Annotated in this window: 17 protein-coding genes; 10 read left to right on the top strand and 7 right to left on the bottom strand. The window is 69.6% G+C overall.

Annotation, left to right across the window (positions count from 1 at the left end):
* Positions 1-73: 73 nt before the first annotated feature.
* Positions 74-934 carry a helix-turn-helix domain-containing protein gene (locus AB4112_RS01530; protein WP_441716756.1) on the top strand — a complete coding sequence of 287 codons (861 nt, stop codon included), beginning with the start codon at positions 74-76 and terminating at the stop codon, positions 932-934.
* 43 nt (positions 935-977) lie between these two features.
* Here AB4112_RS01530 and AB4112_RS01535 read toward each other — a convergent pair whose 3' ends face one another.
* Positions 978-1,742: an SDR family oxidoreductase gene (locus AB4112_RS01535; protein WP_309800342.1), complete on the bottom strand. Its 765-nt coding sequence runs from the start codon at positions 1,740-1,742 to the stop codon at positions 978-980.
* 128 nt (positions 1,743-1,870) lie between these two features.
* On the opposite strand from AB4112_RS01535, the gene AB4112_RS01540 reads away from it, so the two are divergent.
* Positions 1,871-2,779 carry a LysR family transcriptional regulator gene (locus tag AB4112_RS01540; RefSeq protein ID WP_309800343.1) on the top strand — a complete coding sequence of 303 codons (909 nt, stop codon included), beginning with the start codon at positions 1,871-1,873 and terminating at the stop codon, positions 2,777-2,779.
* Here AB4112_RS01540 and AB4112_RS01545 read toward each other — a convergent pair whose 3' ends face one another.
* A complete protein-coding gene (locus AB4112_RS01545; protein ID WP_309800346.1) occupies positions 2,780-3,694 on the bottom strand; it encodes a phytanoyl-CoA dioxygenase family protein in 915 nt (304 codons plus the stop codon).
* A gap of 108 nt (positions 3,695-3,802) precedes the next feature.
* Positions 3,803-4,594 (bottom strand): 2-keto-4-pentenoate hydratase, encoded by a 792-nt coding sequence (locus AB4112_RS01550; RefSeq protein ID WP_309800347.1) that lies wholly within the window; start codon positions 4,592-4,594, stop codon positions 3,803-3,805.
* A gap of 92 nt (positions 4,595-4,686) precedes the next feature.
* On the opposite strand from AB4112_RS01550, the gene AB4112_RS01555 reads away from it, so the two are divergent.
* From AB4112_RS01555 to AB4112_RS01575, 5 genes are all read left to right on the top strand, one after another.
* Positions 4,687-5,388 carry a GntR family transcriptional regulator gene (locus AB4112_RS01555; RefSeq protein ID WP_309800349.1) on the top strand — a complete coding sequence of 234 codons (702 nt, stop codon included), beginning with the start codon at positions 4,687-4,689 and terminating at the stop codon, positions 5,386-5,388.
* A gap of 24 nt (positions 5,389-5,412) precedes the next feature.
* Positions 5,413-6,267: a 5-dehydro-4-deoxy-D-glucuronate isomerase gene (gene kduI / locus AB4112_RS01560; RefSeq protein ID WP_309800350.1), complete on the top strand. Its 855-nt coding sequence runs from the start codon at positions 5,413-5,415 to the stop codon at positions 6,265-6,267.
* Positions 6,264-7,025 (top strand): 2-dehydro-3-deoxy-D-gluconate 5-dehydrogenase KduD, encoded by a 762-nt coding sequence (gene kduD / locus AB4112_RS01565; RefSeq protein WP_309800351.1) that lies wholly within the window; start codon positions 6,264-6,266, stop codon positions 7,023-7,025. The genes kduI and kduD overlap by 4 nt, the downstream gene beginning before the upstream one ends.
* Before the next feature lie 181 nt (positions 7,026-7,206).
* The gene (locus AB4112_RS01570) at positions 7,207-7,797 is read left to right on the top strand and encodes a phage tail protein (RefSeq protein ID WP_309800352.1); all 591 of its coding nucleotides are present in this window, start codon (positions 7,207-7,209) and stop codon (positions 7,795-7,797) included.
* Between the two features lie 12 nt (positions 7,798-7,809).
* The gene (locus AB4112_RS01575) at positions 7,810-8,130 is read left to right on the top strand and encodes a DUF6916 family protein (RefSeq protein ID WP_309800353.1); all 321 of its coding nucleotides are present in this window, start codon (positions 7,810-7,812) and stop codon (positions 8,128-8,130) included.
* Here AB4112_RS01575 and AB4112_RS01580 read toward each other — a convergent pair.
* Positions 8,127-8,639: a hypothetical protein gene (locus AB4112_RS01580; RefSeq protein ID WP_309800354.1), complete on the bottom strand. Its 513-nt coding sequence runs from the start codon at positions 8,637-8,639 to the stop codon at positions 8,127-8,129. The two genes, AB4112_RS01575 and AB4112_RS01580, sit on opposite strands and share 4 nt — an antisense overlap.
* Complete coding sequence (locus AB4112_RS01585; protein ID WP_309800355.1) at positions 8,636-9,442, bottom strand: 6-phosphogluconolactonase; 807 nt, start codon at positions 9,440-9,442, stop codon at positions 8,636-8,638. Before AB4112_RS01585 ends, AB4112_RS01580 begins: the two co-directional genes overlap by 4 nt.
* A gap of 230 nt (positions 9,443-9,672) precedes the next feature.
* On the opposite strand from AB4112_RS01585, the gene AB4112_RS01590 reads away from it, so the two are divergent.
* The gene (locus AB4112_RS01590; protein WP_441716760.1) at positions 9,673-10,722 is read left to right on the top strand and encodes an aldo/keto reductase; all 1,050 of its coding nucleotides are present in this window, start codon (positions 9,673-9,675) and stop codon (positions 10,720-10,722) included.
* 111 nt (positions 10,723-10,833) lie between these two features.
* On the opposite strand, the gene AB4112_RS01595 is transcribed toward AB4112_RS01590, so the two are convergent.
* Positions 10,834-12,045, bottom strand: a complete 1,212-nt coding sequence (locus tag AB4112_RS01595) for an MFS transporter (protein WP_441716762.1) — start codon at positions 12,043-12,045, stop codon at positions 10,834-10,836.
* A gap of 112 nt (positions 12,046-12,157) precedes the next feature.
* Between AB4112_RS01595 and AB4112_RS01600 the strand changes: the two genes are divergently transcribed.
* Positions 12,158-12,763: a TetR/AcrR family transcriptional regulator gene (locus tag AB4112_RS01600; RefSeq protein ID WP_441716764.1), complete on the top strand. Its 606-nt coding sequence runs from the start codon at positions 12,158-12,160 to the stop codon at positions 12,761-12,763.
* A 302-nt stretch (positions 12,764-13,065) separates the two neighbouring features.
* Positions 13,066-14,775, top strand: coding sequence for a calcium-binding protein (locus tag AB4112_RS01605; protein WP_441716766.1), 1,710 nt, complete (start codon positions 13,066-13,068; stop codon positions 14,773-14,775).
* Positions 14,776-14,830: 55 nt separating this feature from the next.
* On the opposite strand, the gene AB4112_RS01610 is transcribed toward AB4112_RS01605, so the two are convergent.
* Positions 14,831-17,314, bottom strand: coding sequence for a beta strand repeat-containing protein (locus AB4112_RS01610; RefSeq protein ID WP_441716768.1), 2,484 nt, complete (start codon positions 17,312-17,314; stop codon positions 14,831-14,833).
* Between the last annotated feature and the right edge of the window lie 189 nt (positions 17,315-17,503).

Genomic DNA, 17,503 nt, shown 5'->3' on the forward strand with positions numbered 1-17,503 from the left:
GGGAGTATGAATCCGATATTTCCGCATGTCGTCCGGATAAGTGGCAGATTGTTCCTGGATCCTAAGGCATCCGATGAGCCGAACCGCGACCGCACGCATACCCAGGCTTCCGGGCCTGTCGGAACGCATCGTCAGCGCCGACGCGCGGCGGCAGGTCCTGGTCATGCGCCACGCCCACCAGCACAGCCAGATCGAGCTGAACTACATGCTCGAAGGCGCCATGACCTACCTGTTCAACGGCCGCCGGGTGACGATCGGGGCCGGCGATTTCGTGTTCTTCTGGGGCGCCATCCCGCACCAGGCGATCGAGGTCTCGAGCCCGGCCAGCTTCGTCTGCCTGTACCTGCCGATCGAGATGTTCCTGAGCGCGGCCCTGGGGTCGCGGCTGAAGAGCGCCGTGCTCGGCGGCGGCATGATCGGCGACCAGGCGGCGCTGCCCTTCGACGCGGCGCAGTTCCAGCACTGGCACGCGGAGCTGCGCCGGGGCGACGATGCGATCACGGCGCTGGTGCGCCAGGAGATCGAGCAGCGGCTGCGGCGCAGCGACCTGTGCGGCTGGCAGGTGCTGTCCGACACCAGCGACGCCGGCGCCCGGGGTGACGGCCGGCACGAGAAGGTCTGGGCGATGGCGGGCTTCATCGCGGCGCGGGCGACCGAGCCGATCGCGGTGGCCGATGTGGCGGCGTCGGTCTGCCTGCATCCGAACTACGCCATGGCGATCTTCCGCGACAGCCTGGGCATGACCATCGGCGGCTACATCACCCGCCAGCGCCTCTATGTCGCCCAGGCGCTGCTGCTCTCGACCGACACCGACATCGTCTCGATCGCCTTCGAGGCGGGCTTCGGCTCCGCCTCCCGCTTCTACGAGGCCTTCAGCCGGCACTTCGCGATGCCGCCCTGGCAGTTCCGCATCACCCATCGCGGGGCGGGGTGAGGGTCGGGACGCCGGTCCCGCCCCTCACCCCGCCGCCTCCGGCTCAGCCCCGGGCGATCGAGATGCCGCCATCGACCAGCGACGCGGTGCCGGTGACGAAGGACGAATCGTCGGAGGCCAAGTACAGCACCGACCGGGCGATCTCCTCCGGCGTGCCGACGCGCTTCAGGGCATGCAGGCTGCTCAGATGCTCGCGCGCCTCCGGCGTGCCGTTCGCCGTGCGGTACATGTCGGTGTCGACCGCGCCGGGCAGCACCGCGTTGACGCGCACGGCCTGCGGGCCGAATTCGGCGGCCAGCGCCTGGGTCAGGCCGATCAGCCCGGATTTGCTGGCGGCATAGGCGGCGACGCCGGGGAAGGAGAAGGTGTGGCCGACGAAGGTCGAGGTGAAGATCACCGACCCGCCGCCCCGCTTCACCATCTCGGCGATCTGGTGCTTGGCGCCCAGGAAGGCGCCGGTCAGGTTGATGGCGACGGTGTCGCTCCACCCGGCCTCGGACACGCCGGTGCTGGCGCCCATCTCGCCCAGCGTGCCGGCGTTGTTGAAGGCGACGTCGAGTCGGCCGAAGCGCTCCACCGCCAGCGCCACCAGCGCCTTGGCGTAGTCTTCGGAGCGGACGTCGCCGGCCAGCGCCACGGCCTGGCCGCCTGCGGCCGCGATCTCCGCGACCAGGGTCGCCAGCTCGGCGTCGCGGCGGGCGCCGACCACGACCTTGGCGCCTTCGGCGGCGAACAGCCTGGCGGTGGCGCGGCCGATGCCGGCGCTGGCGCCGGTGACGATCGCGACCTTGGTTTCGAGACGATTCATTTCCGGATCTCCTGTGGTCAGGGCGGGCCCGCGGCTCGCTGTCGTCCGAAACATATGCAACAGGAAACCTGGGAGGAAGGCAGGGATCATGCTAGCATCATTCAGCTTTCCTGAATGATGAAACGTGAATGGACCGGCTGCGCGCCTATGAGGTGTTTGTCGCGGTGGTGGCGAAGGGCAGCTTCACCCGTGCCGCCGAAACGCTCGACACCTCGCCGGCCAATGTCACCCGCTACGTCAACGAGCTGGAGGCGCATCTCGCCACCCGCCTGCTCAACCGCAGCTCGCGCCGGCTGTCGCTGACCGAGGCGGGCGAGGCGCTGGTCGAACGGGCCCGGGGGATTCTCGACGAGGTGGCGGAGACGGAGGCGATCGCCTCCTCCGCCGCGCTCAGCCCGCGCGGCCGGCTGCGCCTCAACGCGCCGCTCAGCTTCGGCATGCTGCACCTGGCGCCGCTGTGGCCGCGCTTCCTGGCGCGCTACCCGGAGATCGAGCTGGATGTCGACCTGATCGACCGTGTCGTCGACCTGGTGGGCGAGGGCTACGATTTGGCGGTCCGGATTTCGCGGGTCGGGTCGCAGGCCCTGGTGGGCCGCAAGCTCGCCGCCTCGCGCAACATCGTCTGCGCCTCGCCCGACTACATCGCCCGCCGCGGCGCGCCCGCGGTCCCGGCCGACCTCCTGGGCCACGACTGCGTCGGCTACAGCGGCGCCGCCACGGCCGACGAATGGCACCTGGTCGACGGCTCCGGCCGGCCGCATGCGGTGAAGGTGCCCTGCGTCATGCACAGCAACAACGGCGACACCGTCCGCGCCGCGGCGCTGGCGGGGCTCGGCGTCATCTGGCAGCCGACCTTCCTGATCGGCGACGACCTGCGTCAGGGCCGGCTGATACCGCTGCTGCCGGGCCACCGCATGCCCGACATCGACGTGCTTGCGGTCTATCCCAGCCGCCGGCACCTCAGCGCCAAAGTCCGGGTGATGGTCGACTTCCTGGCCGAGGCCTTCCGCGGCATCCCGCCCTGGGACCGCGCCTGATCACAGCCCGTCATCGGTGGCCCAGTGCCGGCCCCAGCGCGGGTCGGCCTCGTCGCGCACGTCCTGGAAGCGGATGTCGGCCGACAGGCGCATGATTCCGTCCGGGTCGTCGTTGCGGGTCGCGGCGTGGATCATGTAGGGGCTGTGCAGCACCACGTCGCCGGCAGTGTAGTCGGCGGCCAGCCAGCGCGTGGCGAAGCGCTCCGCCATCTCGGGCAGGTTCTTCGAGATCCAGCCGGTCTCGGTCATGTTGCGGTTGTAGGCGCTGATCCGCTCCTCCGGCGACAGCTCCGCATTCTTCAGCGCGAACTCCGCCTCCATGGTGCGGCCCAGCCGGTGCGAGCCTTCGAGGTAGAGCAGCCCGCCCATCCGCACCGGCACGTCGCCGATCGGGATCCAGGCCGTGACCAGCCGATCGGTGCCGGCGCGCAGATAGATCAGGTCGTAATGCGCCCCGGTGGCAGCCGGGTCGCCTGGCCGGGTGAAGCGCAGGATCTTGCGCTTGTGCAGGGTGCTCATGCCGCCGATCAGCCGGTCGATGAAGCGCCACAGCTCCGGCGTCAGGCAGAAGGATTCGAAGGCGGCCGACCGCACCAGCTCCATCATCCGGCTGCGGGAGGCGGCGTCGGATGGGCGGTCGGAGGCGCGGCCTTCCACCGGATCGGAGCCGGCGGCGAGCAGGCCGAACTCGGCGAACTGCGCGAAGACGTGGCGACGGAATTCCAGCACCGCCGGGCGCGGCAGCAGCGATTTGAGCCAGAGATAGCCGTCGGCCTCGTAGCGCGCCCGCAGGGTTGCGAGGTCGTCGCCCGGGTCGCTCGGCGTCAGCCAACCCAGCCGCGCCGGGCCGCAATCCAGGTCATGGCCGTTCGACGTCAGTGCCGTCGGCAGGGGGGCCGCGATATCGGGCAGCATCGCCGATGTCCTCATGGTGGATCATCGGGACGCAGTATGGATCCTGGCGGCCGCGCTGTCTTCGCGTCCCAGCAGGTCGTCTTCCGGGATTCTCGGGTCCCGGCGGCCTCAGCCGCCGACCGCGGTCATCAGCGTCTCGACCACGCCCACGCCGTCGAACTCGGCGTGGGCCCGGGCGCCCGGCACCACGTCGTGCACGCCGGTGGTCATGCCGGTCGACACCCAGCTGCCGACCGGCAGCGACCGGCCACGCCGGGCGAGGTGCTCGACCAGGAAGGCGAGGGCGGCGAAGGGGCCGCCGGCGACGCGGGCGGCGCTGCCCTCGCCGATCACCGCGCCGTCCACCCGCATCCGCACGGTCCAGCCCGAGGGCGGCTTGCTGTCCCAATCCGCGATCTCGGGCCCGATCACCATGCCGGCGTTGTTGCCGAAATCGCTGGCCACGGCGCCGGGCCCCAGGTCGTTCAGGATCGCCAGCGGGCTGCCCGCGATCTCCATCCCGACATGGACCGCGTCGACGAAGGGCCGCAGCTCCTCGGCGCTCCAGGCTCTAGCTTCCGCCGGCAGGTCGCGGCCGATGCGCAGCAGGAATTCGGCTTCGACCGCGCCGAAGCCGCCGGGGATCACCGGGGTCTCGACCGGCCCGTGGCGGGCGTCGCGGACGTTGCGGGCGAAGATCGGCCCGGCCAGGCGCGGCGCGTCGTAGCGCGGCCGCCAGGTCTCGGCGATGCCGGCCACCTTCCAGCCGATGATGGTGTCGGGCCACAGTCCGATCGCCTCCTCCTGCACCGCATAGGCGGTCGGCAGGTCGGGCGGCAGCGTGCCGGGATATTCGGGCAGGGCGCGGCCGGCGCGGCGCGCCTCGGTGAAGGCAATGGCCAGATCGCGGGGCGCACTCATCGACGGCTCCATCCCAGGCAGGTCGTTGGATTCTTGTGTATGGTAGTATGGCTTGCTATGCAAGGCGGACAACCTGAGGTCCTGGAACCCGCGTGAATCTCGACCCCGCCCACAGCTTCGAATCCGCCGCACACCGGCTGGAGCGCGAACTGCGCCGCGCCATCATGGCGCTGGAGCTGGCGCCCGGGGCAAGGCTGTCGGAGCAGGAGATCGCGCAGCGCTACGGCGTGTCGCGCCAGCCGGTGCGCGAGGCGTTGATCGCCCTGGCCCGGTCCCGTCTGGTCGAGATCCAGCCCCAGCGCGGCACCGTGGTGGTGAAGCTGTCGGTGCGCCGGATGATGGAGGCGCGGTTCGTCCGCGAATCGGTCGAGGTCGCGGTGGTGCGGCGCGCCTGCGACGGCTTCGACCGCGCCAGCCGCGAGCGCATCGACGACCTGCTCGACGCCCAGGACCGGGTGGCGGCGCGCGGCAGCCACCACGACTTCCAGCGCTATGACGAGCTGTTCCACATCGCCCTGGCCGAGGGCGCGGGCTGCGGCATGGCCTGGGTGGCGGTCGCCGACCTGAAGTCGCACATGGACCGCATCTGCACCCTGACACTGCCGGGCGGCGACGCCATGGCGCCGCTGGTCGCCCAGCACCGGGACATCATGGCGGCGGTCGACGCCCGAGACGCCGATGGGGCGGAGCGGGCGATGCGGCACCACCTGACCGAGATCCTGCGCGCCCTGCCGCGGATCGAGGCCGACCACCCCGAACTGTTCGATGACCCCGCTGTGGGCCGGACACGCTAGACGAATGCGCGAGAAGGACAGGCGATGACGGCAAGCAACACCCCGACCACCCGACAGGCGGTGCATTACGAACAGGCCGAGATGCTGGACGGCGAGGATCTGCGCCGGCATTTCCTGATCGAGCAGCTGATGGTGCCGGGCCAGTTGACGGCCACTTACACCCACTACGACCGGGTGCTGGTGATGGGCGCCGTGCCGACCGACGCGCCGCTGACGGTCGGCGAGGACCTGGCCAAGCTGGTCGGCAGCGCCACGCTGCTGGAGCGTCGCGAGCTCGGCCTGATCAATGTCGGCGGTCCCGGCCGGGTCACGGCCGACGGCACGGCGTTCGAGGTCGGGTCGCAGGATGCCCTCTATCTCGGCCGCGGCATCGCCTCGGTGGCCTTCGCCAGCGTCGATCCGGCCAATCCGGCGAAGTTCTACATCAACTCGTCGCCGGCCCATGCCGTCCACCCGTCGCGGCTGATCACCAAGGCCCAGGCGATCGTCAAGGAGCTGGGGGCGCCCGAGACCTGCAACCGCCGCACCTTGTACCAGTACCTGCACCCCGAGGTGCTGCCGACCTGCCAGCTGCTGATGGGCCTGACCCGCCTGGCCACCGGCAGCGCCTGGAACACCATGCCGGCGCACACCCATGACCGCCGGATGGAGGCGTATTTCTACTTCGAGCTGCCGGCCGACGCAGTGGTGATGCATTTCATGGGCCGGCCGGAGGCGACCCGCCACCTGGTGATCCGCAACGAGCAGGTGGTGCTGTCACCGCCCTGGTCGATCCATTGCGGCGCCGGCACCTCGGCCTATGCCTTCATCTGGAGCATGGCCGGCGACAACCAGGCCTTCACCGACATGGACTTCGTCGCCATGGGCGACCTGCTGTGACGGCGAAGCCGTTCGACCTCACCGGCCAGGTCGCGCTGGTCACCGGTGCGCGCACCGGCCTCGGCCAGGGCCTCGCTCTGGCCCTGGCAGAGGCCGGGGCCGACATCGCCGGCCTCGGCTCCCGCCCGATGCCGGAGACGGCGGAGCGGGTGGCCGGCGCCGGCCGACGGTTTGTCGAGATCGTTCGCGATCTCGAAGACTCCTCAGGGCTCGACGCCGTGGTCGGCGACATCGTCGCCCGGCTCGGCCGCATCGACATCCTGGTCAACAACGCCGGCATCATCCGCCGCGCCGACCTGCTGGAGTTCAGCGAGGCCGACTGGGACGCGGTGATGACCGTGAACCTGAAGAGCGCCTTCTTCCTGACCCAAGCGGTGGCCCGCCACATGGTCGGGCAGGGGATCCAGGGCCGGATCATCCAGGTCGCCTCGGTGCTGTCCTTCCAGGGCGGCATCCGGGTGCCGTCCTACACCGCGGCCAAGCACGGCCTGGCCGGGCTGACCAAGGCGCTGGCGAACGAGCTGGCGCCCAAGGGCATCACCGTCAACGCCATCGCACCGGGCTACATGGACACCGACAACACCGAGGCGCTGCGCGCCGACCCGGTGCGGACCCGGCAGATCCTCGACCGCATCCCGGTCGGGCGCTGGGGCCTGCCGCAGGATCTGGCGACAGCGGCGCTGTTCTTCGCCTCGCCCCACAGCGGCTACGTCACCGGCACGATCCTGCCGGTCGACGGCGGCTGGCTGGCGCGCTGAACTTTGCTCTTGGCTTGGCGCCGCTTCATGACATAATGCAGCGTTTGTATCTGACTGCTTATTATTATATTTCGCTTTGAGTTGCCTTTGTAATCGCCGATCCGCCGCCCGGTTTCGGGCGGTCGGAGCCGGTCTCAGCACTGTCGTTTTTTCGATCCGCATTTTTCATGGAGCATTTGAAATGGAAGCCTATCTCGCCACCATCATGGGCTGGGCCCCGAACTTCGCGCCGCGCGGCTGGGCGTTCTGCTGGGGCCAGATCCTGTCGATCGCCCAGAACACCGCCCTGTTCAGCCTGCTCGGCACCACCTATGGCGGCAACGGCCAGACCACCTTCCAGCTGCCCAACCTGGCCAGCCGGTTCCCGATCGGCGCTGGCCAGGGCCCAGGCCTCAGCACCTATGTCCTCGGCCAGGTCGGCGGCACCGAGAACACGACGCTGACCAACAACAACCTGCCGTCCCACAACCACCCGGCCGGCACACTTGCTTCACAGCTGACCGCCACGAGCAACGTGGGCGGCACCAGCCAGTCGGCGCCCACCGCCACCTCGATCCTCGGCTCGGCGAACTTCCCCGACCCGAACACCGGCGGCACGACGGACGTCAACAGCTACGCGCCGAGCGGCACCACCCCGACCGTCAGCATCCCGGCTCCGGTCGCAGGTGCGACCGGCCTGGCCGGCAACAACCAGCCGTTCTCGATCCTGCCGCCCTACCTGGCGATCAACTGGATCATCGCGCTCGAAGGCATCTTCCCGCCGCGCAACTGAGGAGCGACCCCGATGCTTGCCGAACTCAGCTTCGACGACTTCAAGGATCATCGCGGCGGCACCTTCGTGGTCGAAGGCACGGGCGGCAGGGTGGAGGCCACGCTGGTCGCCGCCCGGCTGTCGCCCTATGCGTCGCCCGGCCTGCTGCGGCGCCATCCGTTCGCGATCCTGTTCACGGCGCCGGCGGCGTCCGATCTCGGGCCGCAGGTCTACAACATCCGGCATCCCGAGAAGGGGTTGATGGAGGGCGTCTTCATCAACCCGGTGGTGCCGGCGGCCGCCGACATCGCGCAGGCGAAGGACATCCGCTTCTACGAGGCGGTGTTCAACTAGCAGCCTGATCGGTCTATCGCGGCAAGCACACGGTCCTTCAGGGCATCGAGGCCTCGGGCGAGGTCGCGATGCTCCTGGACCAGCGCCGCGATCGACCGCTCACCGTCGACGGTCCCGGCCGTCCCGGTCCGAACCGCATCGGCCAGCCGCGTCTCCGCGGCATAGCGGCGGTGGTCCAGCGTGCCCAGCGCCGCGTCCAGCCGGATCCAATCCTCCAGCAGGGTTTCCAGCGCCGCCGCGTCGGCGCCATCGCGCGCCTGCAGCGCCTCAATGGCCTGGCGCAGCGGCAGCCGCGCGGCACTGTGGCTGCAGGCCAGCTGGGTGCCGCGCCGCATGGCCGAACACAGCGCCGGGCGGGCATAGCCGTCCGGTTCGACCGCATGTGGCAGCGGCTGTCCCGCCGCATCCCGCGGCACCGACTCATGCACCATGCCGCAGGCCACCGCGCGCGACGCCAGGATCAGCGCCCGCAGCCGGGCCAGCTCGGCAGCGTCGGACGCGCCGGTCATGAGGCCTCCTGCGCCGCGGCGGCGTCGAGATGGATCTCGGGGTGGCGGCATCGGTGCAGGATGGTGGCCGGCCAGTCCGGCTCGAAGTCCCGGCTTTCCAGCAGGCGCTGCACCGCCTGCCGCTTGTGGCTGCCATGGAGGATCATCAGCGCTGCGCGCGACAGGCCGGCGATGGTGCCCAGGCCGACGGTCAGGCCCCAGCGCGGCACCTCGGCGATGGCGGCGAAATCGGGGAAGGTCTCCATGTTGTCGCGGCGGGTCTCTTCCGCCAGCCTGACGATGCCGGACCCGCCCTCGGCCGGGCTGCCTGGCGGGTTGAAGGCGACATGCCCGTCGCTGGCGCCGCTGGCCAGCAGGAACAGGTCGATGCCGCCGGCCTCCTGGATGCGCCGGTCATAGGCCTCCGGCCGCCTCGGGTCGGGGAACCAGATGGCGGCGGCGGGCACCTGTCGCGGCCCCGGCAGCTTCGCGTTCAGCACCGCCCGGATGTCCTGCTCGGCGAAGCGGCGGCAGCTGAAATGCGCCCGGGGATCGCAGGGCACCGGGCCGTCGGGCCCGTCGACCATGTATTCGTCCATCATCACCACGACCAGGCGCGACAGGTCGAACCGGGTCATGCCGGCCAGGGCGCCCAGCGCCGCATAGACCGGCTTGGCCGACCGGCCGCTGGGGCAGCCCAGCAGATAGGGCCGGTTCTCCTCGGCCGCACGCTCGATCCCGCCCAGGATTCGCTGGGCGATGGCGCGGCCCAGCGCCTCGGGCGTGGCGTGGACGGTGACCGGGATGGCGATGGTGGAGCGCATGGCGGCGGGTGCTGGGGCGGGACCGATGCCGCCAGTGTGGCCGGCTTGCCCCCGGCGGCGCAATCGCGCCGTCCGGCACCCGGCGGCGCAACCGCGCCGTCCGCACCCGGCGGCGCAACCACACCGGCCTATTCAGCGCCATCGCTGCTGAATGCGATCACATCTTTCCGTTGGAACGCTGAAACCGACGGGTCTAGGACTGGGGCATCCCGACAGCGAGAGGCGTCGCCATGGAATACCGGCAGCTCGGCCGTTCCGGCCTGAAGATCTCCACCATCACCCTCGGCACCATGACCATGGGCGGGAAGGGCAACTTCTCGAAGGTCGGCAATGTCGGCCTGGACGAGGCGCGGCGCCAGATCGACCTGTGCCTCGATGCCGGCGTCAACCTGATCGACACGGCGGACGTCTACTCCACCGGCGCGTCGGAGGAGATCATCGGCGAGGCCCTGGGCGGCAAGCGCAAGGCCGGCGTGCTGATCGCCACCAAGGCGCGCTTCCCGATGGGCGACGGGCCGAACGACCGCGGCCTGTCGCGCCACCACCTGATCGAGGCCTGCGAGGCCAGCCTGAAGCGGCTGAAGACCGACGTGATCGACCTCTACCAGGTCCATCAGTGGGACGGGCTGACCCCGCTGGAGGAGACGATCGACGCGCTCGACAGCCTCGTGCGCCAGGGCAAGGTCCGCTACATCGGCGCCTCGAACTTCTCCGGCTGGCACCTGATGAAGGCGCTGGCCGTCAGCGACCGCACCCTGCGCCAGCGCTTCGTCAGCCAGCAGATCCACTACACGCTGGAGGCGCGCGAGGCGGAGTACGAGCTGRTGCCGGTGTCGATCGACCAGGGCCTCGGCATCCTGGTGTGGAGCCCGCTGGCCGGCGGCCTGCTCTCGGGCAAGCACCGCCGCGGCCAGTCGCCGGAAGGCACCCGCCAGCTCGCCGGCTGGGGCGAGCCGCCGATCCGCGACGAGGACCGGCTGTGGGCCATCGTCGACGTGCTGGTGGCGATCGCCGAGGCGCGCGGCGTCTCCGGCGCCCAGGTGGCGCTGGCCTGGCTGCTCGGCCGCGCGGCGGTGACCTCGGTGATCATCGGCGGGCGCACCGAGGCGCAGCTGAAGGACAATCTCGGCGCCGCCGGGCTGGTGTTGACGGCGGAGGAACGGCAGCGCCTCGACCAGGTCAGCGCACCGCCGGTGCTGTACCCCTACTGGCACCAGTTGCGCACCGCCAAGGACCGGCTGGGCGCAGCCGACCTCTCCCTGCTGGGGCCGCATCTGTAATCTGGAACGGCATTACCGCGTAGGTTGGGTTCGCGGTCTGCGAACCCAACATCGCACCGTCCGGGCCACCGCTGGGTTCGCGAGAGCGAACCCAGCCCACGTCGCCGGCGGTCAGGCGACCGCCTGCCGGGCCGCCGCGGTCCGCGCCTCGCCGCGCAGCCAGCGCTGGCCGAACAGGGCGATGGCCAGGGCCAGCGCGCCCGAGGCCAGCGACACCAGGAAGCCGCTCTGGGCGCCGTAGGTGTCGATCACCCAGCCCGAGACCGAGGATCCGAACGCCACGCCGATGCCGATGCCGGTCATCGCCCAGGTGATGCCCTCGGTCAGCTGCGATGGCGGCACCAGCCGCTCGATCAGCCCCATCGCGGTGATGATGGTGGGCGACACCGCGGCGCCGGCCAGGAACAGGACCGCGGCCAGCACCGGGATGCTGTCGACCACCAGCAGGGGCAGCGTGGTCAGCGCCGCCAGGCCGATCGCCAGGACGAACTGCCCGGCCAGCGACACCCGCAGCTTCAGCGTGCCGAAGACCAGGCCGGCGATCAGCGACCCGGCGGCATAACTGGCCAGGACCAGGCTGGCCGCGGCCTTCTGGCCCTGCGCCTCGGCAAAGGCGATGGCGGTGACCTCGGCGGTGCCGAAGATCGCGCCGATCGCCGCCAGGGTCAGCACGATGATGCGCAGCGACCCCAGGCGGATGACGGTGGTGCCCCGTCCGGCCTCGGCCGCATGCACCGGCGGTTCGGTCGACCGCTGCGCCGCGAACAGCAGCGCGCCGGCGGCCAGCAGCAGCGCGGCGACCAGCGGCCCGGCCTCCGGGAACAGGGCGACGCTGAGGCCGATCGCGAGGACCGGCCCGGTCATGTAGATCACCTCGTCGACCACCGATTCGAAGGCGAAGGCGGCGTGCAGCTGCGGCGTGTCGCGGTACAGCTTGGTCCAGCGTGCCCGCACCATCGCCGATATGGCCGGCATCGCCCCGGCCACCATGGCGAACAGGAACAGGGTCCAGTCCGGCGCGCCGGTGCGGGCGGCCAGCATCAGCGCGGCCAGCGCCGCGACGCTGACGGCGCTGGCGGGCAGCAGCACGCGGGCCTGGCCGTAGCGGTCGACCAGCCGCGAGACCCGCGGCGCGATCAGGGCATTGGCCAGGGCGAAGGTGGCGGCCACGCCGCCGGCCAGCCAGTATTCGCCGCGGGTCTGCGACAGCATGGTGACGATGCCGAGCGTGATCATGGCCTGCGGCAGCCGGGCGACGAACCCCGTGGCGGAGAACGCCTTGGCCCCGGGGGCCTGGAAGATCTCGCGGTATGGGTTGGGCATCACGGGGTCCTCGAAATCCATCATAGCTGACATACGCGGCGTATGTGAGATGACATAGTTGCATACGCGGCGTATGTCAATTAGCATACGAAGCGTATGTGAAAGAGGAGCCATGGCCCGCAAGCCCCGCAGCGAGATGATCGCCGAAACCCGCGCCAAGCTGGTGCGCGCCGGCCGCCACGCCTTCGGCACGGTCGGCTATGCCGACGCCGCGATGGACGACTTCACCGCCGCCGCCGGCCTGACCCGGGGCGCGCTGTACCATCATTTCGGCGACAAGAAGGGGCTGCTGCAGGCGGTGGTGGCCGAGATCGACGCCGAGATGGGCGCGCGGCTGCACCAGGTCTCGGGCCGCGCCGACACCCCGTGGCGCGGCTTCGTCGCGGAATGCACCGCCTATCTGGAGATGGCGCTGGAGCCCGAGATCCAGCGCATCGTGCTGCGCGACGGCCCCTCGGTGCTGGGCGACCCCTCGACCTGGCCCAGCCAGAGCGAATGCATCCGCTCGATGGCGGACACGCTGCGGCGGCTGGCGGCGGACGGGGTGATCGTCGCGGTCGACCCGGAGGCAACGGCGCGCCTGGTCAACGGCGCCATGCTGCACGCCGCTTTGTGGATCGCCAACGCCCCGGACCCGGAGGCCACGGCGCGCAAGGCGGTGGCGGCGTTCGACGCGTTGCTGGAGGGGCTGCTGGTGGCCGGGCGGCGGCCGGAGTGACGATCTGGGATGAGAGGCCATCCAACCGGTGAGCGCTGCAATTCCGGCGAGTTCACGGCAAATGAGTCCGAAACGTCATAATTGTTCGGCTTGCCGGGGGGTTGGGAATCAGTACTAACTTTTCCGAAATTCACTAACAACCGATCTCGCCGAATTGAAAAATATATCTAATCAATTGCATCGATGATCTTAGATATTACGCTCTTGGGAAATGGTAATTCTTTAGAATTCGAGAATAAGCGATATAGATTTTGACCTATAAATAACAATAAAGCAAAGTGTGACAGAGAATGGGGATAGAAATGGCTGTTGTTTTTTCGGAAAGTGGCGACAGAAACGAGCTCTCGGACCTGATCAAGCCGATCTTGGAATCTTTTGGTCACTCCAGCGCGAGCTTGTCGGGTTATATCGGCACTCCGGGAGATGACGTCCTCAATGGAGATGCCGCGGACAATTTCGTCCGTGGCCTGCAAGGCAACGACAGGCTCTCGGGAAATGGTGGCAATGATTTCCTATATGGAGGCCTGGGCAACGACATTCTCGATGGCGGCATTGGCTATGATACCGCGAACTACAGCGACTCTGATGCCGAAGTGAATGTCGATCTTGCCGCCGGCACTGTGTCTGGCGGGAGTGCAGCGGGCGACACCCTGATCAGTATCGAGTCCCTCGTCGGAGGCGACTTCAACGACCGGCTGGCCGGTGACGCAGGCGGCAACCAACTCGCGGGCGGTGCGGGCGACGACCATCTGTCTGGTCAGGCAGGCAACGATTATCTGCTTGGCGACGACGGGGCTGACAGTCTCTTCGGCGGCGCCGGAGACGATACGTTGTTCGGCGGCGAAGGCGCCGACACCATCGACGGCGGCGATGGCTTTGACATCGCCAACTATCGCTATTCCGAGTTTAGGGTGCAGGTCGATCTCGGGGCCGGGCGGTATTTCGGCGGCGAGGCCACAGGCGATCAACTGATCAGCATCGAAAGCGTCGCCGGCTCGGACTTCAACGACTGGTTGGCCAGTGCCGTGGCAGGCAGCCACCTCGAAGGCGGCCTGGGTGACGACCATCTGATCGGCAAAGCCGGTGCCGATACACTGTTCGGCGGCAAGGGTGAGGACCACCTCTACGGCAGCAGTGGGAACGACGTACTGGAGGGTGGCGCAGGGGCCGACACGCTCGACGGCGGCGGCAATGTCGACACCGCCTCCTATGCCGGATCGGGCGCCGCCGTGAGGATCACTCTGGCGGATGGCGTCGCCCACTATGGCGATGCCGAAAACGATACGCTCGTAGCCATCGAGAACCTCGTCGGCTCCGCCTTCGACGACGTGATGGGCGGCAGTGCCGTCGACAACCGGTTCGATGGCGGCGCCGGCAATGACGGCCTCTATGGCAGCTCCGGGAACGATGTGCTGAATGGCGGGGCAGGGGCCGATGTGCTCAACGGGGGCGGCAACATCGACGCGGCCTCCTATGGAGGGTCGGCTGCTTTCGTGACGGTCAGCCTGGCGGATGGCCTCGGCCACCATGGCGACGCCGAGGGCGACACGCTCGTGCTCATCGAGAACCTCGTCGGGTCGGGTCACGACGATGGGCTGGGCGGCAATGCCGGCGCCAACGCGTTGTCGGGCGGGGCGGGCAATGACGCGCTGACGGGGGGCGCCGGTGGCGACCGGCTGACCGGCGGCGCCGGCAACGACCGCTTCATCTATCTGGCGATCGGCGACAGCACGGTGGCGGCGGCGGGCAAGGATGTGATTGCCGACTTCACCACCGGCGACAGGATCGACCTGTCGGCGATCGACGCCGACGGCAATGCCGGCAACGGCAACACCGCCTTCCACTTCAGCACCGCGACCGGGCCGCTCACCGGCCAGGCCGGGGAATTGCGGGTGGTGCTGATCGGCGCGGTGCAACTGGTCTGTGCCGACACCAATGGCGACCGGCAGCTCGATTTCGCGATCAACGTCATCGCCGGCCACAGCCTGACAGCCGCGGATTTCGTGCTGTAAGGACCGGACCGACGGCCTCTCCGCAGAAGGAGGCGGGCCGTCGGTCCGGCGCCGGCTACAGCTGGAAGTCGGCAGCCGCCAGCGTGATGGCACCGGTCAGGGTGATGCTGAAATCGGCGGCGCCGTCGCCGTTCACGTCGCCGGTGACCACCGTCTGGCTGCCGATGACGACTCCGCGCAGTTCGCCGGCATGGTGGGTGAAGGCCCCGGCGCCGATGAAGCTGAACGCCTGGTCGCCGGCCAGGCCGGCGTTGGCGTCGATCTGCGTCAGGTCGATGCGGTCGGCCTGGGCGTGGCTGAAATCGCTGATCACATCGGCCGCATTGCCGACGGCGCTGTCGGCGGTCGCGGCATAGACGAAGCGGTCCGCGCCGGCGCCGCCGGCCAGGATATCCCTGCCGGCCGCGCCCCGCAGCACGTCGTCGCCGGCGTTGCCGACCAGCGTGTTCACCCCGGCATCGCCGACCAGGGTGTCGCCGGCGCTGCCGCCATAGACGCCCTCGATGGCGGTCAGGGTGTCGCCCTGGGCGTTGCCGCCGAGGCCGGTGCCGAGGGCGAGATTGACCGTGATGCCGACCGCGCTCTCACTGTACATCGCGATGTCGATGCCGTCGCCGCCCTGCAGGCTGTCGGCCCCGGCGCCCCCGCGCAGCACATCGTTGCCGGTGTCGCCGAGCAACGTGTCGGTGCCGTTGCCGCCGCTGAGCGTGTCGTTGCCGTCGCTGCCGACCAGGCCGTTGTTGGCGTCGTTGCCGGTGATGGCGTCGTTGCCGTGGCTGCCATAGACGTTCTCGATGCCGGCCAGGGTGTCGCCCTGGGCGTTGCCGCCGACGCCGGTGCCGGCGAGCAGGTCGACCGTCACGCCGTTGCTGCCCTCGCTGTACATCGCCGCATCGGTCCCGATGCCGCCGTCCAGCGCATCGGCCCCGGCGCCTCCGCGCAGCACGTCATTGCCGTCGCCGCCGTTCAGCTTGTCAGTGCCGTCCAGCCCGGACAGGGTGTCGCTGCCGCCGAAGCCGGACAGGGCGTTGTCGGTGGCTGCGCCGGTCAGCGCGTCGTCGACATTGGTGCCCTGGACGTTCTCGATGTCGGCGCCGATCACGTCGCCCTGGGCTTCGCCGCCGGAGGCGGCCAGCGTGGTCAGGTTCACCATCACCCCGGCCGGGCCGTTGTAGTCGATGGTGTCGATGCCGGCGCCACCGCTGAGCGTGTCCGCCCCGGCCCCGCCCTGCAGGAAGTCGGCCCCGTCGTCGCCGATGAGCGTGTCGTTGCCGGCCTTGCCGTAGAGGCGGTCGTCGCCGCCATAGCCGCGCAGGACATTGTCCCCGGCCGATCCGGTCAGCGTGTCGCCGAAGCCGGACGTGCCCTGGAGGTTCTCGATGTCGGCGCCGATGGTGTCGCCCTCGGCGTCGCCGCCCGACCCGGTGCCGCCGATCGTCACGATCACGCCCGCCGTGCCATTGTAGTCGACCGTGTCGGTGCCGCTGCCGCCGGTCAGGACATCCGCGCCGGCCCCGCCTTCCATGACATCGTTGCCGCTGCCGCCATCCAGCACGTCGTCGCCATCCATGCCGAAGAGGTGGTCATCGCCACCGAAGCCCGACAGGGCGTTGGCCCCGGCCGAACCGGCCAGGCTGTCGCCGAACCCGTCGGTGCCCCGGAGGTTCTCGATGTCGTTGCCGATCACATCGCCCTGGGCGTCGCCGCCCAGCCCGTTGCCGCCGATCGTCGCCGTCACTCCGGCCGGGCCGTTGTAGTCGATGGTGTCGATGCCGGCGCCGCCGTTCAGCGTGTCCGCCCCGGCCCCGCCATCCAGGAAATCGTCGCCGTTGCCGCCGTTGAGCGTGTCGTTGCCGGCCAGGCCCATGAGGACGTCGTCGCCGGCGAAACCGGCGAGCAGGTTGGCCACGGCCGAGCCGGTCAGGCTGTCATCGCTGTCGGTGCCCTGGACGTTCTCGATATCGGCGCCGATGACGTCGCCCTGGGCCTCGCCGCCGGCCGCCGTCAGTGTCGACAGGTTGATGGTGACGCTGGCGCCGTTGTAGTCGATCGTGTCGATGCCGTTGCCGCCGGACAACATGTCCGCCCCATCCCCGCCGCGCAGGAAGTCGTCGCCTTCATCGCCTTGCAGCGTGTCATCGCCGGCCATGCCGATGAGGAAATCGTCGCCGCCGACGCCGGTCAGGATGTTGTCCGTCGCCGCACCGGTCAGCGTGTCGCCGGCATTCGTGCCGTGGAGCCACTCGATATCGGCGCCGATCACGTCGCCCTGGGCCTCGCCACCGAAGCCGAAGCCGCCGATCGTGACGTTCACCCCGATCACGGTGCTGTCATAGGCGACCACATCGACGCCGGCGCCGCCGTGGAACGTGTCCACCCCGGCATCGCCCTGCAGCAGGTCGTTCCCGTCGCCGCCATTCAGGATGTCATCGCCGCCTGCGCCGAAGAGATAGTCGTTTCCGGCAAGGCCGTTGATCGTCTCGCCGGCCGCGGTGCCGGTGATGGTGTTGTTGCCGGCGTCGCCGTTGATGGTCGGCATGAAAAATCTCTCCGTTCCGAAATCGATGCTGCGGTTGGCGCCGCGACGCGGCACGCCCAACAGCGGGACAAAGGCCGACGGCCGATGTCCCGCTGCCGGGAGACGGGGTGCCTTGCGGCGCGCGTGCCGGTGATGTGGCAGCGCTGAGCGGTTGATCGCATGGCCGGCGGCGGGGTGTCTTGGACTGAA

It is taken from the genome of Inquilinus sp. 2KB_23 (genome assembly GCF_052115705.1).
GTDB lineage: Bacteria > Pseudomonadota > Alphaproteobacteria > DSM-16000 > Inquilinaceae > Inquilinus > Inquilinus ginsengisoli_A.